This is a genomic window from Tahibacter sp., from assembly GCF_035481375.1.
In the GTDB taxonomy this organism is placed as follows: Bacteria; Pseudomonadota; Gammaproteobacteria; order Xanthomonadales; family Rhodanobacteraceae; genus Tahibacter.
In genome coordinates, this window is the sequence record NZ_DATIGT010000176.1 from 1 (window position 1) to 21,129 (window position 21,129).

The following is a 21,129-nucleotide window of genomic DNA, read 5'->3' on the forward strand; positions in this document are numbered from 1 at the left end:
GCGCAATGACGCGCTGCAGCCGCGTCTGCGTGATGCGCGGATGCGAGGCGTCGAGCCGCGCGCGCTGCCAGGCCAGCGTCGCATCGAGTACCGCGAGCCCGTCGTTCGCCTTGCCGTTCTGGCCCAGCAGTTCGGCCAGCCGCAGGCGCGCGAGATTCGCCCACTCGTCCGCGGGGCCTCGCGCGTCGAGCGCCGCGATGGCCGAACGCAGCGTGTCGGCAGCCGCGTCGGCGGCGCCGTCGTGCGCGAGCACGCTCGCCTTCACGACCTGCCATTCCGGCGTCGTCGCGAGCCCGATCGCGGAGGCGGCCTGCAACGCCTCGCCGGCGCGGTCGTATTCGCCGGCCGCGAACAGCGCCCGCGCGCGCAGCACCTGCAGTTCGTAGCGTTCGCGCGCCGTGAGGTCGCCGCGCTGCGCGGCCTGCGCGGCGCGCTCGAACAGCGCCGCCGCTTCGGTCGACAGGCCCAGCGACAACTGCACTTCGGCCAGGCTGCCGGCGAGGCTCGCATAGAGTTCGGGCTGCGTCCCGAAGCGCTGCTCCAGCGCCGGCCGCGCCGCATCGAGCACTGCGCGCACGGTGACCGATTCGCCGGCAACGCGCGCCGGGTCGGCCGACAGGAAGGCGGCGCGCAGCAGACCGAGCGCCTCCTGCGCGCGATCGCGCTCGCGCGCCGCGGCGACGTTGCGCGCAAACAGCGCGGCGAGCACGCCCGCGAGCGCGACGGCGAGCAGCGCGCCGAGCGCGCAGCTCACGCGATGCCGCGCGACGAACTTGCGCAGGCGATAGAAGCGCTGGCCGTCGTTCGCACGGATCGGCCGCTGCGCGAGAAAGTTCGCGATGTCCTCGTCGAGCTGCTCGACGTTGGCGTAGCGCGCGGCCGGCTCCTTGCGCAGACAGCGCTGCACGATGCGCTCGATATCCCCGGCCAGCCGGCGCTGCAGCTCGGCGGTGCTGCCGAGGCCGCGACGCGCGGCGACGGCTGCATCGGCACCGGCGCAGCGCCGCGCCATCGGCGGCGGCGGCACGTGCAGGATCTGCGTTTCCAGTGCGGCCGCGCTGACGCCCTCGAGCGCGAACGGCGGCAGCCCGCACAGCAGTTCGTAGAGCAGGCCGCCGAGCGCATAGATGTCGCAGGCCACGCTGATCGGGTCGCCGCGCAGCTGCTCCGGCGCCGCATTGCTGAAGCTCAGGTAGCGCTCGCGCGTCGCGGTCGCTTCGAGATCGTCGTCGAGCGTCCGCGCGATGCCGAAGTCGAGCAGCCGGATCTGTCCGCCGGCGTCGACGAGCACATTGCCGGCCTTGATGTCGCGATGCACGACGAGATGCCGGTGCGCATGCGCAATCGCGGCGAGCACCTGGCGAAACAGCTGCAGCCGCTCGTCCAGACGCAGGCCGCGGCGATCGGCGTAGCCGAGCAGGTCCTGGCCATCGACGAATTCCATGACCGCGTACGGCGTACCGTCGGCGAGCGCGCCGGCGTCGAGCAGCCGGCAGATGCCGGGATGATTCAGCGCCGCGAGCAGGCGGCGCTCCGCCGAGAAGCGCCGCAGCAGCGACGGATCGACGAGCTCCTGGCGCAGCAGCTTGATCGCGACGTCCTGGCGGAAATCCTCGGTCACGCGTTCGGCGCGAAACACGCGGCCCATGCCGCCGACGCCGATCTGCGCGAGCAGCGTGTACGGGCCGATGCGCGCGCCTTCGCCGAGCAGCCCGGGCACGGCAGCGGCGGCACGTGCCGCCAGGTCGCCGAACTGCGCGGCAGTATCGCGCGCAGCCAGGCGATGTTCCTGGCGCAGCAGCCCACGCACGGCAGCCGCGGTCTGCGGATCGTCGGCGCAGGCGCGCGCGACGAACGCATCGCGTTCGCCTTCGGGCAGATCCATCGCGTCGTCGAACAATTGCTGCATGCGCGCGAACGCGCGCTGCTCCGCATCCATCACTCGGCTCCGCCGCCGTCGCCGGTCTCGAGCTGCGCGGCCATCCAGACGCGCGCGAACCGCCACTGGCGTCCGACCGTCGCGGTCGACGAACCGCAGACCTCGGCGATCTGCTCGACGCTGAGCCCGGAGAACAGGCGCAGTTCGACGACGCGCGCCGATGCCGGATCCTTGACCGCGAGCTGCGTCAGGGCCTGATCGACGGCGAGCCAGTCGACGAGATCGCCGGCGCCGGCGATCGCATCGGAATCGGGGTGATCCAGCGCGACGAAACGCACGTCGCCGCCGTGCTTCTCGCTCATGCGCTGGCGGATATGGTCGATCAGCACGCGGCGCAGGACCGTCGCGGCGATCGCGTAGAAGTGCTCGCGGTTCTGCCAGTCGACGCTGCGCTGGTCGGCGATGCGCTCGTAGGCGTCGCTGACGAGCTCGGTAGGCCGCAGCGTCAGCACGCCGCCGCGCCCGAGCACCTGGCCGCGCGCGATGTCGCGCAGCACCGGGTAGATCAGGCTCGCGAGCTGGTTCTCGACGCTGCGGTCGCCGTTTTTCCACTGCGCGAGCAGCGCCGTGATCGTTGGAGCCGGACTGACACTCATGCTGAGCGATCCCCCTTGCCGTGACTCGCCGTGCCGCGACGCCGGCGTTCGCTGCCGCGCACCCTCCCGGTATGCGGCGCCCCGTCTGCGGACGGCGCATCCTAAGCCGCACGGATGGCCGCGTCACGCCGGCGGCGGCCGGGCGCGGCCAGGCGGCATCCCGCGCACGGCGGAAGCGGCGAGCGGGATTTGTGCTGCGGCTCGGGGAGCCGTCCGCTGCCGGCGGCTGCGGCGACGCAGCACGATACGTTCATAAATATAGTTGTTGTCTTTGCTGCACGAATTCACTGCCGGCGGCGGTCGGGTACTCCGCATCGGCGCTTCAGTCCGCATCGCGTGACGGCGCGTGCAAACAAAGGTATTGACCTAAGTTTTGGAACGCCCGATAGTAAGGCACATGCCTAACCAATCAATGCAGCTCAACCAGGTCTTCCAGGCGCTCGCCGATCCCACGCGCCGCGCCGTGCTCGAGCGCCTGGGCAGCGGGCCGGCGACGACGAGCGAGCTCGCGATGCCGTTCAAGATGGCCCTGCCCTCGTTCTCGCAGCACCTGGCCATGCTCGAACACTGCGGCCTCGTGCAGTCGAGCAAGCAGGGCCGCGCCCGCACCTACCGCCTCGTGCCGCGCCGGCTCAAGGCGGCCGAAACCTGGATGACGCGCCAGCGCGCGCTCTGGGAAAAACGCCTCGACCAGCTCGATGCCTACCTCAAGGAGTCTTCGTGATGACTGCTCATTTCTCCCCGTTCGATCCGCGCCGCGACCTCGTGCTACAGCGCGACATTGCCGTGCCGCGCGACCGCGTCTGGGCCGCCTGGACCGAACCCGAACGCCTCAAGCGCTGGTTCACGCCGGCGCCGTGGCAGACCGTCGACGTCGAGGTCGACCTGCGCCCCGGCGGCATCTTCCGCACCGTCATGCGCTCGCCCGAGGGCGTCGATCAGCCGCCGAATCTCGGCTGCTACCTCGATATCGTGCCCGGCGAGCGGCTGGTCTGGACCTCGCTGATGGAGCCTGGCTACCGCCCGGCCGCACCGGTCGCCGACGGCGGCTGCCACGGCCTGCAGTTCACCGCCGTGATCACGCTGCAGGACCATGCCGGCGGCACGCGCTACCGCGCACTCGTCATGCATCCGGACGAAGACAGCGCGCGGCGGCACGAGGAAATGGGCTTCAGCGAAGGCTGGGGCACGACGCTCGACCAGCTCGTGGCGCTGTACGGCGGATCCCGCAACTGACACCGGGCTCGCGCGCTGCGTGAGTATTTTTCCGTGTTTTCTACAAAGGTTATTCCTGCGGTTTTATTGCATTTCCGCTATTCCCCTCGTTCACTCCTGCGCACGGCGCGCCTACCATGGCGACGCTGCCCGCAGGCAGCGCTGCTCCGACACGCGCGGCGTTCGCGGCCTGGTCCGCGGCGCCGCGCATCGCCCCGGCTGACCGAGGACTACCGCATGCACGCGTACCGTTTCGGCACGTTCGCCACCCTGTTCGGTTCCATCCTGCTGCTCGCCGGCTGCGCCGCCTCGACCGCGCCGCGCGGCGGTGCGGCGCGCGCGGGCGCCGCGCCGCCCGACGTCATCATCGTCGACACGAACGTCGTCACGCTGGCCGCGTCGCCTGCACCGGCAACCGCGCAGGCGCTCGCGATCACCGCCGGCCGCATTACCGCGATCGGCACGAGCGCGCAGATCCGCGCACTCGCCGGCCCCGGCACGCAGACCTACGTGCCGCCGCCCGGCACGTCGCTGCTGCCGGGATTCATCGATCCGCACTCGCACATGTCGGCCGTCGGCTTCTACAGCGACACGGCGCACTGGCTCGACGTGTCGAGCGTGAACCTGCTGTTCAAGCCATTGCCCGACGACGCGGCCTGCAGCGACCGCACCGACCCGCAGACCTGCTTCATCCCGGTACGCAACCAGGACGACGTCGTCGCGCGGCTGAAGAAGGCGGTCGCCGCCGTGGATCCTGCCGGCGCGACGCCCTATGTGCTCGCGTTCAACTACGACCCGTCGCGCCTGGGCCGCAGCAAGGGCTGCAAGGGGCTCGCGTTCCAGTGCACGAACTTCGAGAACGGCAAGGCGCGCGCGCAGCTCGACGCGATCTCGCGCACGGTGCCCATCGTCGTCGGTTCCGAGTCGGGGCACATCGTCTACGTGAATACGCCGGCGCTGAAACTGCTGAACATCTGCAAGACGCCCGGCGCGACGAAAGGCTGCTACACGCCGACGACGAATCCCGCGGTCGAGACCGCGCTCGCGATCAAGGGGCAGCTCGACGAGGACCTCGCGCTCTATGCGATCGGCTACTTCCAGGGCAAGGTGCTCAAGGCGAACCACGGACTCGGCAACCAGCTGCTGCTGAAGGCTGCGCAGATCTATGCGCAGCACGGCTACACGCTCGCGCAGGAAGGCGCGGCGGCGCTCGACCTCATGCTGATGTACGTCGCCGCGCTCGACAGCGCCGAAAAGCGCGCGGCATTTCCGGTCAGCGTCGCGCTGATCGCCTACGACGCGGCGAGCGACGACTACACGAAGACGATAGATGCGGCGAAGGCCGTGCGCGACGCGCTCGCCGTCGCGCCGAACCCGCTGCTCGACGTCGCCGCGGTCAAGACCTTCGCCGACGGCTCGACGCAGGGCTACACGGCCTACATGAACGAGCCGTACCTGAAGCTGTTTCCACCGTTCACCGACCGCGCGCTGTTCCGCAAGCAGCCCTACCTCGGCCTGCCCGACGTCGACGAGCCCACGATGGCGCAGCGCCTCGGCGCCGCGCACGAGGCGGGCTTTCCGATGCTGATCCACCAGAACGGCGATGCGGCGACGGCCGACGCCGTCGCCGCGCTCGCGACCTCGGCGCCGCCCGCGGGCAAGCGCGACGTCGTCATCCACGCACCGATGATCGACGCGGCGCAGCTGGCCGCGCTGAATCCGCAGCAGGTCGCGATCAGTTTTCTGATGCCCAATGTGTATTTCTACGGTCTTCCCGAATGCCAGCAGGTGCTCGGTCCGGGCAACAGCCTGAACATGTATCCGATTGCGTCGGCCGCGAAGGCCGGACTCACGACGACGCTGCACACCGACAGCCCGGTCACGCCGCCGGCCCCGCTGTTCGCGATCTGGGCCGCCGCCACGCGCCAGGCGCAGCAGCCCTCGTGGTATCCGAACCTCGACGCGAAGAACTGCCCGGTCACGATGTCCTCGGACGGCGGCCTCGGGCCGCAGGCCGTCAGCATCCTGCAGGGCGTGCAGGCCTACACCGTCAATGCCGCGTGGCAGTACGGCCAGGAGGCCGACCGCGGCACGCTCGAAGTCGGCAAGTTCGCCGACATCGTCATGCTGTCGGCGAATCCGCTGGACCTGGAAAGCACGCCCGACCGGCTGCGCAACGTGCGGATCCTCGGCACGTACAGCCAGGGGCGGCAGTTCCTGAATCCGGCACCGGAGCGGAATTGGCCGGATTGAGGGCTGCCTGTCTTTGGAGCTGCGGCGGTAACCCATCCCCGCCCATGTCCTCCCCTGCAAGGGCGGAGGACATGGGTAGAGACGGATCAAGCCCATAGCCACCAAAAAAATCTTCGCCATCGTGATCCCTCGTCGTTCCGGACTGCGTACGCCCCAGCAAGTCCTATCCGAGAGGCTCACCATGAAGACGTCGATCCTGCTGTCCGCCCTGCTGCTTGCCCTGGCCGCGAACACGGCGTCGGCCCAGGCCGCACCGGGAAGTTCCCCGCTGGAATACACCTACCGCATCGACAGCGTGGCCGGTGCCGGCTACCGCGCGACGCTGACGGCGTTCCACGGCCCGTTCCAGTACCGCGACATGCCGATGACGCCGCAGGGCTGCGGCGCGAGCGCAGGGTCGCCGGTCTCCAGCGCGGCCGAACTCATCGTGTTCGTGCAGCCGACCGGGCCGATCCACGCGAAATTCCGCGCGCCGTCGACGAGCGGTGGCAGCTGCGAGTTCGTCACCGAGTTCGACCTCAAGGCCGAAGACCGCCCGCCGTCGACGCAGGAAGTCGACCCGGAAATGCCGGGCCAGGGCCAGAAGCCGCGCATGAAGGAAGTGCCCGAGATCCTCGATCTCAGCGCCGCCGACCCGGTGCGGATCGGCCGCACGATGACGCAGTGGGGCGGTGTGGCCGTCATCCCGGCCTCGCAGGCCGTTCTTCGTCGCAACGGCACCTGCTATTTCCCGTACAGCTATCTCAGCATCAACGCCGGCCCGGGCCATGCCGAGGGTTCTTCGAACGCGCTGACGCTCGGCGCGCCGGACGGCCCGCTGCTCGCGCTCGACGACCTGGCCGCGCAGCTGCCGATGTCGGCGGCGACGGTCAGCGGCCGCATCGGCCTGCCGTCGGGCCTGTCGCTCGTCGTGCTTGAAATCGACGCGCCGGGCTACGTGCCCGAGACCATCGCGTACAACAACGTCCGCCGCGTGATGGTCGATGTGACGGGTAGTTGCTACTGAAGCGGGCTGGCTGGCCGACAGTGCCCAGGCACTGTCGGGCGAGAAATGAGTAATCGGGAGTGAGAAACGAGTGAGGACGCCCTGCTCGTTGCTCACTCCTCTCGCCCGTTCGTGACGTTGGAGAGCCACGGGTGAGCCGCAGGCGAACCCCAGCAACGCGGCAGTCGCCTCCGCCGAACGCCGGGCGGAGGAACAGCGACGCGAACGCTCGGAACGACGCCGTTCCTCCGGCACGGATTCTTCGCAGCCGAACCACCGCGATGCCGGGTTCGCCTGCGGCTCGCTCCAGCCTACGTGCGACGCATGATCCCTGACGACGGCGAACTTCGTACGTGCCGGTAACCCCGAACGGAGGAAGCTGCCATGAAATCGTCGACCCTGTTGTCCGCTCTGATGCTCGCCCTCGCCGCGAACGCCGCGACGGCGCAGACCGCGCCCGGAAGTTCCGCGAATCCGGATTACAGCTACCGGATCGACCGCGACGCGGCCGGCGCCTATCTCGTCACGCTCACGAGCTTCCACGGACCGTTCCACTATCGCGACATGGCGCTGACGCCGCAGGGGTGCGGCGCGAGCCCGGGGTCGCCGATCACGAGCGCTGCCGAACTCTGGCTGTTCCCGCAGCCGACCGGCGTGCTCAGCGCGGAGTTCCGCGTGCCGGCGTCGAGCGGCGGGAGTTGCCGGTTCTCGACCACGTTCGACCTCAAGGCCGAGGACCGCCCGCAGCACGAGGAACCCGATCCGGAGTCGCCGCCGCAGGGACAGAAGCTGCAGCTCTGGGAAATGCCGGATTCGCCGACCGATCTCAGTGCCGCCGATCCGGTGCAGATCGGCCCGACGCCGACGCAATGGGGCAGCACGGCAGTCGTGCCGGCCGCTCAGGCCGACGCGCGCCGCAATGGCCTCTGCTATTTCGCGTACAGCTATCTCAGCACCAATGCCGGCCCCGGCCATGCGGAAGGCACGTCGAATGCATTGACGCTCTCGGCCCCGGGCGGCCCGCTGCTCGCGCTCGACGATCTGCCCGCGCAGCTGCCGATGTCCGCAACCGTGGTCGACGGCCGCATCGGCCTGCCGTCGGGAATCTCGGTCGTTGTTGTCGAGGTCGATGCGCCGGCCTACGTTCCCGAGACGAGCGAAACCAACAACGTGCGGCGCGTCGTGGTCGACGTGCAGGGCAGCTGCAATTGACCCAACGTTGAAACCTCGTCGAACCAACGTAGGGCGCATAAGCGCAGCGCATTGCGCCGTCCCGCCCGGGCCGCCCCGCAAGCCGCCGTTCCAAGGTACGACCATGCCGCCGAAGCGCAGTACTTCGGCGGCAGTTAGGGGCTCGAATCGTGTTTCGGCGTGAGCGACCGACAACCTTGCGTTCCCGGCGCAACGCGCTGCACTCATTGCGCCCTGCGCATTCTCAATTCGTCGATGCGCGCCTGCACTTCCTTCGTGCGCTTGTCGTCGGCACCGAAGGCGTTCACGCGCAGCGCGAGCGCGCGCTGCAGCAGCGCATCGCCTTCGGCGGCCTGCGCGGGGCGGCGCAGGTTCTTTTCGAGGCCGAGGAGAATCGGCGCGAGCTGGACGTCGTCGGGTTTCAGGCGCGCTTCGTAGTTCGCGAGCGCTTCGCGCAGCAGCCCCTGCGCTTCGTCGATGCGTCCCTGTTTGCCGATGACGCGGCCGAGATAGAACAGATCGGTGCCGATGACTTCATGCCTGTCGCCGTATTTCGGACGTTGCGTCTGCAGCGCTTCGCGATATTGCCGCTCCGCTCCCGCCAGGTCGCCGCGGGCTTCGAGCACGCTGCCGAGATTGAACACGGCCGACGCGCGCCACGTGTGGTTCGGCTCGTACAACGCCAGCGCCTGCCGGTAATAGTTCTCGGCCGCATCGATCCTGCCGGCGCCTTCGGCGACCCAGCCCAGGTCGCTGAGATTCATGGCGACCGTGGCGTGCCGCTCACCGAGGTGCTTGCGCCGGATGTCGAGCGCACGCAGCAGCAGCGCCTCGGCTTCGTCGCTCTTGTCCCGAGCCTTCAGCGCGCGGGCCAGATTGTTCATGATCGTCGCCACGAACGGATGATCCTCGCCGCGCGTCTGCGTCATGATCGCGAGCGCTTCGCGGTAGTGCGCCTCGGCCTGCTCGTAGCGCTCGAGATTGCGCTCGATCGACGCAAGGCTCGACAGATCCGTCGCGATATGCGGATGCAACGGCGGCAGCAGCTCGCGATGCAATGCGAGCGCCTGCCGCAACAGCGGCTCGGCGCCCGCGTAGTCGCCGCGCGCGCGCAGCGCCATGCCGACGCGGCCGATGCTGTCGGCGACGGCGAAGTTGCGCTCGCCGAACAGGCGCTGCCGCATCATTAGCGACTCGCGGAACAACGCCTCGGCCGCGGCGTAGTCGGCGCGTTCGTATTTCACCTGGCCCCGGTCGCGCACCGTGGTCGCCACTTCGGCGTCGTCGCCGTCGCGCCCCTGCCGGTACAGCGCCTCGGCTTCGTGCAGCAGCTTTTCGGCCTCTTCGAAACGATCCTGCGCGCCGAGCAGCACGCCGAGCGCGCGCAGCGCGGCGGCGCGGTCGTTCGCCGGCAGTTCCGGATGCGCCGCGACGATGTCGCGCGCGCGCAGCAGCAGCTTCTGCGCTTCGTCGTACTGGCCGAGCTGGTAGTAGGTCGCACCGACCGTCGTCAGCAGTTCGACCTGCACGTCGGGCTGCGCACCGAGCTCGCGCTCGATCGATTCCCAGCCTGCATTCAGGAGTTCGCGCGCGGTGAGTTCCTTGCCGAGACTCTGGGTCGGATCCGCACCTTCGAACAGCCGCAGGATCAGTGACTTCACGCGATCGGCCTTCTGCGCCTCGGCCTGGGCGCGGTCGCGCTGCTGCGCGATCGCGCGTGCCTGGACGCTGACCGTCAGCGCATAGGCCGCCGTCAGCAGGAAGATCACCGACGCGGCCGCGACGGCCCAGGCATGCCGGCGCACGAAGCGCGCGGTGCGATAGCTCCAGGTCTCGGGACGTGCGCGCACGGGCATGTGGTGCTGCCAGCGGCGCAGGTCGTCGATGAAGTCGCGCACGCTCGCATAGCGCCGCTCGGGCTCCTTGCGCAGCGCCTTCAGCACGATCAGGTCGAGGTCGCCGCGCAGCCTTCGTGCGAGCGCCGCCGGCGACAGTCCGCCGATGCGCTCGGCGGTGGGCGGCGGCGCCGCTGCGGCCGCGGCGCTCGGCAGCGGCGGATCGTCGCGGCAGACCGCGCGCTCGAGCGAGGCCTGGGTGACGTCCGCCGGCTGCTGCGCGTGCTGCCCGCAGACGAGTTCGTAGAGCAGCAGGCCGAGCTGATAGACGTCCGAGAGCATGCCTGCCGACTGGCCGAGCACCTGCTCGGGCGTCGCGTAGTCGGGCGTGAACAGCCGCGTCGCCGTGCGTTCGTGGCGATCGAGCGTGTCGTCGCTGTCGAGCACCTTGCCGATGCCGAAGTCGAGCAGCTTGACCGTGCCGTCGGCCGTGACCGCGATGTTCGACGGCTTGAGATCGCGATGCACGACGCGGCGCGCGTGCGCGTGGTCGACCGCTTCGGCGACCTGCAGGAACAGTGCGAGACGCGCATCGGGATCGAGCCGGCGCTCGTCGCACCACGCGTCGATGCGCACGCCGTCGACGAATTCCATGACGAGGTAGGGATGGCCGTCGGCGGTCTCGCCGCCGTCGAGCAGATGCGCGATGCCGGGATGATTCAGCGTCGCGAGGATCTGCCGTTCCTGGCTGAAGCGCGCGAGGAAGTCCGGCGCGGCGTAGTCGCTGCGGATCAGCTTGAGCGCGGCCTTCTGCACGAACACGCCGTCCTCGCGCGCGACTTCGTAGACGCTGCCCATGCCGCCGCGGCCGACCTGGCGCAGCAGCCGCCAGGTGCCGATGCGCTGGCCGCTGTGTTCGTCCTTCGCCGCGGCCTGCTCGCTCATGGCCGCGAGCATGTCGTCGCGATCGGCCTTCGCGGTCTGCAGCATGCCGACCGGCCGCTCGGCGAGTTCGAGCAGGTGCAGCAGACGCGCGTGCGTCGTGGGCTGCATGGCCTGAAGTTCGGCGAGGTAGTCGTCGCGCTCGTCGCCTTCGAGCATGAGCGCACGCAGCAGCAGTGCGTCGAGCTTCGCGTCCTGGGTGGCGTAGCCGCTCACGGCGCGACCCCGGACCGTCGTGCGCCGCCCACGTGTGCTGGTTTCGCCGCCGTTGCGACCATGCGCGCCCCCGCCGATGCGCCGCGATTGTGGCGGGAATGCGCGGCAGCGGCAATTTGCCGCCGCCGCGCGAGCATGCCTCAGCCGGCCGGCGCGCGATGGCAGACGAATTCGATGTTGTGCCCGTCGGGGTCGTGCACGAAGGCCGCGTAATAGTGCGGATGAATGCGTTCGAGCAGCGCCGGCGCCGCGCGGTCGCGGCCGCCGCCGGCCAGCGCCGCGGCATAGGCCGCATCGACGGTCGCGCGGTCGGCGCAGTTGAACGCGACATGCGGCCGCGGCTCCGACGGCCCGCCGGGCTTCACCCAGAAATCCAGTGCTTCCATGCCGGTGCCGAAGCCGTTGCTGGGTCCCTGCACATGCAGGGCATAGCCGAGCGGCGCGAGCGCCGCGGCGAAGAAATTCGTCGAGGCGGCCGCATCGGCCACCTGCAGTTCGACGTGATCGATCATGTGTTTCTCCTTAGTCCACCAACAGCCAATCGTGAATCTGTTCGGGCGTCAGATTTCCGCCGCAGAGCACGCTCGCGACGCGCTGCCCCGCATAGGCCTCGCACTGCGCGAGCAAGGCCGCAATTCCGGCTACACCGGCCGGTTCGGCGACGACGCCGGCATGGCGGTGCACGAGCCGCATCGCGGCAATGAGATCCGCGTCGTCGACAGCGACGATGTCGTCGACGAGGCCGTGCAGGTCCGACAGCGCCTCGTCGACCGGCACGCGCACGGCAATGCCGTCGGCGATCGTGTCGACGCGCTCGCCGCAGACCGCGCGGCCGCTGCGCCAGCTGTCGCGCATCGCCGGCGCGCCGCGCGCGACGACGCCGACGATGCGCGTCGCCGGCGAACGCGCCCGCGTCCAGCGCGCGATGCCGTTGAGCAATGCGCCGTTGCCGAGCGGCACGAGCAGCGCGTCGGGCGCGGGATCCTCGCGCAGCAGCTCGACCGCGATCGTGCCGGCGCCTTCGCTGATCTCGACCTCGCGGCCGTCCTCGACGAACTGCGCATTGCTCTGCGATGCATGAACACGCGCGGCCGCCTTGGCCGCATCGAAGTCGGCGCCGTGCAGGCGGACATCGGCACCGAGTGCGCGCATGCGCGCCACCTTCAGCGCGTTGGCCGTCCCGGCCGCGAACACCGTCAGCGCGACGCCGCGCGCGCGGCAGGCATAGGCCAGCGCTTGGCCGAAGTTGCCGGCGCTCGCGCAGACCAGCGCACCCTGCTCGCCGCGCGCGAGGCGCCGCCGCAGATACCAGTCGGCGCCGCGCCCCTTGAAGCAGCGGATCGGATTGAACAGTTCGAACTTCAGCAGCAGGCGGCAGCCGAGCGCGTCGGACAGCGCCTCGTTGTCGTACTGCGGCGAGTTCGCGAACGCCGCGTCGATCGCGTCGGCCGCCGCGGCGATCGAGGCGAGCGAAAGACGATGCACCGGTCGCACCGCGTCCACGAGCGACGCACGCGCGTCGGCCGGGCGGATCGCGTCGGAACCCTCGGCGCGGTCGCTCATGAGCACACCGTCGAGATGATCGAGCTCGTGCTGCACGAGTTCGGCAAGGTCGAACGGCAGCTTCTCCCAGCGCCGCTCGCGTCCCGCCGCGTCGCGATAGCGCAGCGACACTGACCGATGCCGCCGCACGCGCACGAGCCGTCCCGGCAGGCTGAAGCAGTCGTCCCAGACGGCGCGGGTTTCCGGGTCGCGCCAGATGATCTCCGGATCGATCAATGCGATCGGCCCGGCGCCGAGATCCAGCACGACGATGCGCCGCGCAATGCCGAGCTGCGGCGCGGCGATGCCGCGTCCGAAACCATGCGCGGCGCGATACGCATGCAGGCAGGCCGCAAGCGCCGCGACGACGGCGTGCACCTCGGCGCCGATCGCGCCGACCGGCGCCGCGCGCTCGCGCAGACGCGGATCGGCGTCGGTCAGGATGGGCAGCAGTGCGGGGTCGGTCGTGCGCATGTCTCGTCCCTGGTGCAGATGCCGTAGGCTAGCGGTCCCGCCGCGTCGCGAGGCCGCGTTCGACCCGGCTCCGCTGCGCCCAAACCGCATCCGCACCCTGCCTCATGCACAAAGACGACAACGCCGCACTCGACGCCTTCGACTACCGGATTCTCGAGCGCTGGCAGCACGACACGCGCATCCCGGCGAAGGCCATCGCCGACGAGATCGGCCTGTCGGTCGCCGCGGTGCAGCGCCGGCTCAAGCGCCTGCGCGCGCTCGGCGTGATCCGGCGCGAAGTCGCCGAACTCGACCCGCGCAAGGTCGGCAGGCCGGTCACCTGCATCGTCGGCGTCGACCTCGACCGCGAAGGCGCCGAAGACCTCGCGCGCTTCCGCAAGAAGATGCTCGCGAGCGCCGAAGTCCAGCAGTGCTACTACGTGACCGGCCAGAACGATTTCATGCTCGTCGTAATCGCCGCCGACATGGAAGCCTATGACGCATTCACGCGGCGCGTGCTGCTGGCCGACGGCAATGTGAAAAGTTTCACTACCCAGGTCGTGCTGGAACGGGTCAAGACCGGCGTGTCCGTGCAACTGCCGGGCTGACGCGTCGATACGGCGGCATTCCGTTCTTCGCAGTCACCAGATCAAGTCGTCGGGCACCTTGAACTGCGCGTAGTACGCATCGTCCTCGGAGGTTGCGGCCGAGGGCCCGGCGTTCGCAGCCTGACCATGATCGAGCACGATCAGGGCGGCATCGCGTTCGCGCACCTTGTCGGCGGCCGCGCGCGGAATCAGTTCGAAGCGGTCGTCGAGCCGCACGATCACGAGCGCGCCGCAGGCGAGCTTCCCGCGCAGGTCGTCGTTGACGAGCAGCGTGCGGAACGCGCCGTCCACGGCGAAGCGATATTCGATCGTTCCCGCGTACGGCACTTTCTTGTCGGTGATGATCTGCCGCGCCTGCGCACGCAGCTCTGCAATACACGCCTGCGCCTTCTGCTGCGCGGCGAGCGCGCGGTCGCGCTCGACCTTCTCGGCGCGCGCCCGTTCCGCCTCGATCTTGATCTCGCTGGGTCCGGCCGGCGCCTTGGAATGCCGGGCCTTGTTCTGCTCGCGGGCCACTTCGGCCACTTTGGACTTCTTGACCAGGCCTGCCTTGAGCAGCTGTTCCTGGAGAGGATTCGCCTTCGCCATGTCGCCGTTTCGCGCTGAGGATTTCCGGCCCATCATACCGGCCGCTCCCGCCGTCCGCGCTCTCCGGTCGATCATGAACACGCTGAAATACCTCGCCGGCTATCCGCCGCACCTGCAGGCGCGGGTGCGCGAACTGATCGAACAGGACCGGCTCGGCACGATGCTCGCCGACAAATACGGCGAATCTCACGCCGTGCGCACCGACGGGCAGCTCTACGAGTACGTGCAGGCGATCAAGGACCGGCACCTCAGAAAATCAGCGCCGCTGAGCAAAGTGATCTACGACGCGAAGCTGCAGGTCATGAAGCATGCGCTCGGCACGCACACGACGATCTCCCGCGTACAGGGAGACCGGCTCAAGGCCAGCCGCGAGATGCGCATTGCAACGGTGTTCCGCGACGCCCCGGCTGCGTTTCTCCGGATGATCGTCGTGCATGAGCTCGCGCATCTGAAGGAAGCCGAGCACAACAAATCGTTCTATCAGCTCTGTTCGCACATCGAGCCCGACTATCACCAGCTCGAATTCGATGCGCGACTGTATCTGACGCATCTCGAGGTGGAGCGGCGGCAGTGAACGCCGCTGCTCCTCCGATGATCAACAGGCCCCGCCTCGCAGCGATCGACGCGACGAGACGGAATCCGCGCAGCGGAAGGATCGATCGTCGGACTAAGGCGTTTTCGTCTTGCGTTGGCCGCTGCACGACTTGCTGACGATCATCTACATCGCCTTGCAGGACGCGGCGTCCCGCTGATAGACGTCTTTCACAGTAGGACTGTCTGCATCCGCTTACCCGCCGGTCTCGCCATGGCGCATTTTCTGGATGCGGCAACTCAGGGCAGGGGCTCACTTCGGACGCAGGCGGTGGATCAGCGCGCTGGTGCTGCTGGAGGGTTCGAACGTCGCGGTATCGATCGCGTAGTCACTCGCCTCCAGGATCACGCTGCTACTTTCCGCTACTTCTGTGCCGGAGAAAGCCGAATCGAACAACAGGTGTTCGCCAGGAACGGTCAAAAACGTTCCGGCGCTGATGAAAGACAGTTGATCGAGCGCGTCCCTCAAGGCCGCCAGCAGTTCTTCTTCCGAGTTGGCCCACCGCCAACGCACAAGAAGCAGGTCGGACGCACGCAGGAACATCACCGTCCGGTTCGGCTCATCGCCCAGCACGACGGCCTGCGCGTCCCCAAGGTCGATAGTGTCAATTTCGTTCCCGACCGCGCACGCGCGCTGATAGTCCGTCTCCCCGGCCGTCCTTTCAGACGGTGCGGTTCCGGACCAGTGGGCGAGCAACGGTGTCGCGGCGAGCAGCAGCGGGCCGCCCCCCGACTCCATCCAGTTCAAGTTGTTCATTGTGTCGGCTTGTGGGTTGCTCACGGCCTCGCACGTCGAGGCGCAATCTACTTGTGCTCGTGGTCAGAGCCAGGAAAGTCGGTCACGATAACTTTCATATTGATGTTTTGCGAAACCTCGACGTTCAACCCGACCTTACGGCGAAGTCCACGCTGTGCTTTCGCGGGTATGTGGAAACGGGTCACGGGGACCAGGCCCTTGAGGTAGTCTCCTGTCGGTTCAGATGACTGGCATTCGACATCGATCGCAAGTGCGCGTCCGTTGACGCCTATTTCGAAACTGACGATTCCACTCCCCGGCGGCGGCAGGCGTCGTGGACTCGGCAACTTGGGCAGGAACTTCGCCAGCTCTCCGAACTTCGCAAGATTGACACCCTGCGCTACTTCCCGGCAATCGGCAGCACCGGCGGCCAGGATGATTACGAACAGTGCCTGGATCATGTCTATTTCCGATCAGGGGCCTAGGCACATCGTTAGGATAAAACAGGATCTGCGCAAGGGCGGGCCGCGCTCGTTCCGGAACGGTCCAGCGAAGCTTCCCTACCGCAACGGCTCTTTGCCCAAAAGCAGTTCCTGCTCCTGGCTCTCGATCAATGCGTCATCCTCGGGACGCAGTGCCGGTTGCGACGGACAGTTCTGAAGTGCACCCGCATCGTTGAACTTGATCTCGCCGCCATCGCGTATCGCCGCCGATGCGAATGCTGGTAACGGCACACTGTCGACGTCGGGTCCATCACCGGCTCCGGACGTGCTCCAGTAAATGGGCTGCGCTACATCTCCCGAGAGAAGACCACGACGCTTCTGGATGGGATCGAAGCACCAGGTGTCGACATTTGTCGGTGGAGGGTTGACGAAGCAGTTGTCGTAGGGACTGGCCAGAACGGAAGGCGCAATCAGTTCTTTCGATGCCTGCCGATACTGTCCGCGAGTGCCGGAAGATCGGACGGAGGCGTGCGGTGACGTCTGCATGATCGGCACGCCACGGACGGGGAACCGCTGCACGGTGTTGTCGGGGCGGCCAACAATGAGGGCCAAGCGAAGATGGCCCGGTGTCGGCGGAATCCCCAAAGCAACCGACCCGACAGCTCCGCCGTAACGGAACAGCCACTTCGATGGCACGCCGGCACAGACGTAGAACGTGAAAGCATTGCGCTGCGGATACGTGGCGTTCTGGCCAAGATAGTTCGTGCCGTTCCAGAAGTAGTCGGTGTTGTTCCAGAAGCCCACAAACGTTGGTTCGCTGACGTCGTAAGTGCCCAAAGCGATGCCATCGATTTCGTCGCCGAGCTTGCCGCGGTATGCGATCGTGATGAAAAGATCGGTAGCGTTGACCGGGATCGGATCGGACGAAAAATCGAACAGCTTTTCCACCGGAGTGGCCGTGTCGAGTTCACCGGCCGCAATCGCGAGTGGAGCACTCACCGAGATCTCCTGGATAGGCGAGCGGAAAGCACTCGAGCAGGACGGTTCTGTAATCGCTCCCGCATAGTTGCGGACACGTTCGCCGGAAAGGTCCTGCGCGTAGCACAGGTTCCGATGGTATTTCGCGATCGCGACGAGGCGAGAACCCGCTCCACCCGTGCTCTGCGCGACCACGGTTCCGGTCCCGCTCTCGACGATGTCCTCCGAGACGTTACGAACGCGCAGTCGAACTTTCTCGAAACCGAACACGCGTGTCGGGTTCGCGAACTGACGCGGAAACCCTTCGGAATCGACCGTGTGCAGATCGCCCTGATTCAAGACTGCAATCATGTCCTGGTCGATCGGCGTGACTTCCAGCCGGCCACGGAAAAAGTGGTTGATCAGTCCCGCGCTGTAGCCAACCGCACGCGGGATCATGACATCTGCCTTGAACCGCATGTTGTCGTAGGTCAGCGTCGCGTCCAGCTCGGCGTGATAGGAGGCGAGCGAGCCGGGGATAAGGTCGTGCCAGATACCTTGCGTCAGCAACGGTGCGCGACCGGCAAAAGGAGCCAAAACACCGGCATCGTAGTTCGCCGCCAGCGGGTCCGTGATCTGCTGCGTATATACAGTCGTGTATACGATACGATTTCCGACACGCAAACCGAGCGTCGTCGACAGGTCCATTTTCACATAGGATGGGTCGGTCAGGTTCGACAGCGGTAACGGATATGTAATGTTGGCCGTCGGAACGCACGTAGGACTTCCCGGAGACTGGCATTCGCGGAATCCGGGAAGCGTGCCAGACGTAAAGAAGCTGCGATTCGAAATGTCGGATAAACCGCGCCGACTGCGCAAACTCGCAAGATCGCTGCCCGATTCAACGGCATTGGTTGAAAAGAACTTACCGGGCGTGCTGAACTGAACCCTTGCACCGCCACCAGGATAGACATTGCCGTCGCCGAAACGCAGTTGCGGCAAGTTATTCGGGGTCGGGAGTTCATCGTTGACCATGCGGCGAAGCGGGTTACCCAACCGCAAGTTGATTTCTGTCGCCCGGCTGTAGTCTCTCAACAGGCGATAGTTGGTGTAGGCCTCGAACGCGGAGTCCGCTTCCCCTTCGCTGGGATCGGAAATGACCACGACGTTGGGCGGGGCGTGTGCGTCGTTTCTGACATGCTGAGGCTGGGCAGTATCTTCGAGAAGATGCATGACATGCCCAATGGACTTCACCGCTGTGGCGTGGCGGAGCATTCGCTCGATGCCGTCGTAGATCGCGTCGGAATAGTCAAACTTCCCATCAGCGGTCGTATCCCGCTTGAGCGTCAGCGCCCACCAGAGGTTGTTGCGAGCGTCCTGCCACGTGAAATGGTTGCGTCTCGACGTATCGTCCGCATCGCTCGCCGGGTGGAGCGGGTCTGTCCTCCCCACCGCCCAGACCACAGACCGGACGCAGGTGTATTGCGCGCAGGTATCCGGATAGAAATACGCACGGTCATGCACGGGGTCGTAGAAGTGCCGGGTAGCCCGAGGCGTCGGGCCGAACGGGTCGGGATCCCGCTGATCGAGCGTGGACCAACCGACGCCGGGAATCGGCACGAAGCCATCATTGTCGTCTTCCCGCACAGCGCCTCTTATGAGCCAGGAGCGCACTCGCTGTTCGGCAGCTACGGCTGACGGGCCTGCGATGAAACCACGATCGATCAAATCTTCCAGGACGTTGCGCTCCTGGATCTGCGGCAAACGGTCGTAGTTCGAACCATAGACGGGAGAAAAATCTGCCGGGTTCGCCACTGCCGCTTCATCGCGATAAGACGTCCCCGTTGTCCCGCCGGCGTAGGCAAACGGGTAATCCTGGTTCAGCCGATCGAATCCGAGCGTGGAAACGATGGATTTCGGATCAGCCGGATTCAGAACAGATGCGTCATAGGCTTTCGACGTGATAACGGCGTGGGTTTCGATCTCGTAACCCGATGCGCTTCCGCACAACGCGAACGCTACAAGGACACCCGCTCGCAGGATTTTTCCGTGGCTCATCCGATGCCCCCAAGGGAAGGTTTGATCAAGTGCGCGGCGTTGTTGCCGCACGACCACAACGATTTTTTAGGAAGGTGGAATGCGTGCCTGGGATACCCATGGCAAAGAGACGTTCACCGACTTACCGATGATCTGAGGACCATCTCGAGTGCTGGCGCACCGCCCGTAATGCGCGCCCGTCGCCGACATCCCGTTTCACCGATGATCTAGTGGAAGGAGATCAACCCCATCCGTGATATTGCGAACACCATCGCGATAGGCGCGCCGATAGCCAACAGCGGTGCGATAAGCCACCAGCCGGTCTTTTCGCGCACCGCAAGAACACAGCCTCCAATGCTCGAAACGGCGACGAGGCCGAGAAAAACGCGAGCCGCACCGGCCTCGAACTCACGGCTGACAATGCGGCCGTCGTGGGTCAACAGGAGGACCACATAGCCGACCACCAAGAGCGTTGAAACGATGACCATGAGTTTGAGGACGCGGCTCCAGGAACTGGGAGTCGTCGATGATTCGGCTTCCGAACGGTTCGTTTCCAGCTCTTGCATAAGATCACCTGTCACATTGCATCGATCCGCCACACGCCTTGGCGGTCGCGGACCATATGAACGGGGTAGCCTCGAAGCGTTCCAGAGGCGTCCTTCACCGCCACCAGGTCTGCCGTGTCGAGTCCAATGATTCCATCGGCGAGCGTTCCCAGGCCGGGTGCGACAGTCGACATTTGAGATCCGAGCGCATTGAAAAATGACAGCAGCTTCTTGCGAAGCTGGCCGGTTAGTGATCGCACCGCACCGTTTGCATCCTGCGCGAGGAGTCTTGCTCGCAGGTTGGCGTAAACCGAGCATATGTCAGCACGATGCTCAGCGAGATCCAGAGCGATGACCTTGTGAGCCGCCGTTCGAGTCGTGCTGTCCGACAGGGTCACCGTCACGCTTGCAGTATAGATGCCAGGCGCAGCGTAGGTCGTCGCCGGAATAGGTCCCGATCCCGTGTAGTCGGGAGTGCCGTCGGTCTGGAAGTCCACAGAGAAACTTTGCACGGTCAGACCAGTCTTGACGCTTGCCGAAAATCGGACTGGGAGCGGCGAAAATCCGACTTCCGCATCAACCGATAGCGCAGCGTCCGGATCGGTTGTCGAAACCGTGATTGAACGTGATGCCGATGCTGAAAGACCGTCCGGGGCAGTTGCCTCGGCCACAAGCGATGTCTGGGAGGGATCGAGCGTCAGCTCCGGTGTCAGAAACGTGCCGTTGAATACATACGCACGCTGCCCGTTGACGACAACGCCCACATTAGGCGGGCCCGAAACCGTTCCGACGACCTGCACGCGTCCTTTAGGAAGACTTCCACCGGTCGGCGATGTGATGCTGATCGCTGGTGTCACGCCGCTAGCCGGCGCATTCACAACACCGTAAGCGGGACCGAGGCCAGAACCCGGGACATTGAAGCCATCCACGAAGATGCCATCAAAGACAGCATTCTGAAGTCCGCAAACTTCAGAAGCACCAGCATCGCAGCAGGCGAGGAGCAGCCCAGCTGTCGCCCATACCGCGCGCCGGGTCAATGAAACACTCTTTATTTTCTCGCGAGTGCGAACCGAAGATTGCTCGGCTATCACTATGCGTTCGTCACGCATGACGTCGTCCACAGAAATCTCCATGATCAAAGTGAGCCTGACAACCTGCGAGCGCAGCGATCGGCAATCGATGCACCTTCAAGCATTTTCGACGCCACAAACGTAACATGCGCAAGAATACCCCTGGCGCCTAACAGCGCCGAATGCTGAGAACTACCTGGCTTCTGTGGCAACAGACGACAAGGTCTGCGTTTTCCGGCTTGGCACCCGGTCCATCCCCCTTAAAGTGAGCCCAGGGATTAGTAGAGACTCTCAGCAAAGGAGAGTCCCATGCGGAAGTCGAAGTTCAGCGAAGTACAGATTGCGGCGATCCTGAAGGAGGCCGAGGCGGGAATGGCGGTGGCGGAG

The 21,129-nt window shown here is 66.5% G+C and carries 18 protein-coding genes; 7 read left to right on the forward strand and 11 right to left on the reverse strand.

The window, feature by feature from the left end:
- Positions 1–1,939: serine/threonine-protein kinase (locus VLF18_RS11420; protein ID WP_325279747.1), on the reverse strand; the 1,939-nt coding region annotated here is incomplete at its 3' end.
- A complete protein-coding gene (locus VLF18_RS11425) occupies positions 1,939–2,535 on the reverse strand; it encodes an ECF-type sigma factor (protein ID WP_325279748.1) in 597 nt (198 codons plus the stop codon). The genes VLF18_RS11425 and VLF18_RS11420, both read right to left, overlap by 1 nt.
- A gap of 397 nt (positions 2,536–2,932) precedes the next feature.
- Between VLF18_RS11425 and VLF18_RS11430 the strand changes: the two genes are divergently transcribed.
- From VLF18_RS11430 to VLF18_RS11450, 5 genes are all read left to right on the forward strand, one after another.
- Positions 2,933–3,259 carry a metalloregulator ArsR/SmtB family transcription factor gene (locus VLF18_RS11430; RefSeq protein ID WP_325279749.1) on the forward strand — a complete coding sequence of 109 codons (327 nt, stop codon included), beginning with the start codon at positions 2,933–2,935 and terminating at the stop codon, positions 3,257–3,259.
- Positions 3,259–3,771, forward strand: coding sequence for an SRPBCC family protein (locus tag VLF18_RS11435; RefSeq protein WP_325279750.1), 513 nt, complete (start codon positions 3,259–3,261; stop codon positions 3,769–3,771). Before VLF18_RS11430 ends, VLF18_RS11435 begins: the two co-directional genes overlap by 1 nt.
- Positions 3,772–3,987: 216 nt before the next feature.
- A complete protein-coding gene (locus VLF18_RS11440; protein WP_325279751.1) occupies positions 3,988–6,003 on the forward strand; it encodes an amidohydrolase in 2,016 nt (671 codons plus the stop codon).
- 181 nt (positions 6,004–6,184) lie between these two features.
- Positions 6,185–7,009 carry a hypothetical protein gene (locus VLF18_RS11445; RefSeq protein ID WP_325279752.1) on the forward strand — a complete coding sequence of 275 codons (825 nt, stop codon included), beginning with the start codon at positions 6,185–6,187 and terminating at the stop codon, positions 7,007–7,009.
- A gap of 363 nt (positions 7,010–7,372) precedes the next feature.
- The gene (locus VLF18_RS11450; protein WP_325279753.1) at positions 7,373–8,200 is read left to right on the forward strand and encodes a hypothetical protein; all 828 of its coding nucleotides are present in this window, start codon (positions 7,373–7,375) and stop codon (positions 8,198–8,200) included.
- A gap of 203 nt (positions 8,201–8,403) precedes the next feature.
- Here VLF18_RS11450 and VLF18_RS11455 read toward each other — a convergent pair whose 3' ends face one another.
- The 3 genes from VLF18_RS11455 to VLF18_RS11465 all read right to left on the reverse strand — a co-directional run bounded on the left by VLF18_RS11455 (position 8,404) and on the right by VLF18_RS11465 (position 13,188).
- The gene (locus tag VLF18_RS11455; RefSeq protein WP_325279754.1) at positions 8,404–11,172 is read right to left on the reverse strand and encodes a serine/threonine-protein kinase; all 2,769 of its coding nucleotides are present in this window, start codon (positions 11,170–11,172) and stop codon (positions 8,404–8,406) included.
- 140 nt (positions 11,173–11,312) lie between these two features.
- Positions 11,313–11,684, reverse strand: coding sequence for a VOC family protein (locus tag VLF18_RS11460; protein ID WP_325279755.1), 372 nt, complete (start codon positions 11,682–11,684; stop codon positions 11,313–11,315).
- A 10-nt stretch (positions 11,685–11,694) separates the two neighbouring features.
- Positions 11,695–13,188, reverse strand: a complete 1,494-nt coding sequence (locus VLF18_RS11465; protein WP_325279756.1) for a pyridoxal-phosphate dependent enzyme — start codon at positions 13,186–13,188, stop codon at positions 11,695–11,697.
- 104 nt (positions 13,189–13,292) lie between these two features.
- On the opposite strand from VLF18_RS11465, the gene VLF18_RS11470 reads away from it, so the two are divergent.
- Positions 13,293–13,775: an Lrp/AsnC family transcriptional regulator gene (locus VLF18_RS11470; protein WP_325279757.1), complete on the forward strand. Its 483-nt coding sequence runs from the start codon at positions 13,293–13,295 to the stop codon at positions 13,773–13,775.
- A gap of 33 nt (positions 13,776–13,808) precedes the next feature.
- On the opposite strand, the gene VLF18_RS11475 is transcribed toward VLF18_RS11470, so the two are convergent.
- Positions 13,809–14,363, reverse strand: coding sequence for a DUF2058 domain-containing protein (locus tag VLF18_RS11475; RefSeq protein ID WP_325279758.1), 555 nt, complete (start codon positions 14,361–14,363; stop codon positions 13,809–13,811).
- Between VLF18_RS11475 and VLF18_RS11480 the strand changes: the two genes are divergently transcribed.
- Positions 14,362–14,937 carry a M48 family metallopeptidase gene (locus VLF18_RS11480; protein WP_414717213.1) on the forward strand — a complete coding sequence of 192 codons (576 nt, stop codon included), beginning with the start codon at positions 14,362–14,364 and terminating at the stop codon, positions 14,935–14,937. The two genes, VLF18_RS11475 and VLF18_RS11480, sit on opposite strands and share 2 nt — an antisense overlap.
- A gap of 270 nt (positions 14,938–15,207) precedes the next feature.
- Here the strand turns inward: VLF18_RS11480 and VLF18_RS11485 are convergent, their stop codons facing one another.
- The 5 genes from VLF18_RS11485 to VLF18_RS11505 form a co-directional block, all read right to left on the reverse strand.
- On the reverse strand, positions 15,208–15,735 hold the full coding sequence (locus tag VLF18_RS11485) for an Imm21 family immunity protein (protein WP_325279760.1): 528 nt from the start codon (positions 15,733–15,735) through the stop codon (positions 15,208–15,210).
- A 23-nt stretch (positions 15,736–15,758) separates the two neighbouring features.
- The gene (locus VLF18_RS11490) at positions 15,759–16,151 is read right to left on the reverse strand and encodes a hypothetical protein (RefSeq protein ID WP_325279761.1); all 393 of its coding nucleotides are present in this window, start codon (positions 16,149–16,151) and stop codon (positions 15,759–15,761) included.
- A gap of 99 nt (positions 16,152–16,250) precedes the next feature.
- Positions 16,251–19,148, reverse strand: a complete 2,898-nt coding sequence (locus tag VLF18_RS11495; RefSeq protein WP_325279762.1) for a hypothetical protein — start codon at positions 19,146–19,148, stop codon at positions 16,251–16,253.
- A gap of 206 nt (positions 19,149–19,354) precedes the next feature.
- Positions 19,355–19,693 (reverse strand): hypothetical protein, encoded by a 339-nt coding sequence (locus VLF18_RS11500; RefSeq protein WP_325279763.1) that lies wholly within the window; start codon positions 19,691–19,693, stop codon positions 19,355–19,357.
- Positions 19,694–19,704: 11 nt separating this feature from the next.
- Positions 19,705–20,793 (reverse strand): PKD domain-containing protein, encoded by a 1,089-nt coding sequence (locus VLF18_RS11505; RefSeq protein WP_325279764.1) that lies wholly within the window; start codon positions 20,791–20,793, stop codon positions 19,705–19,707.
- Between the last annotated feature and the right edge of the window lie 336 nt (positions 20,794–21,129).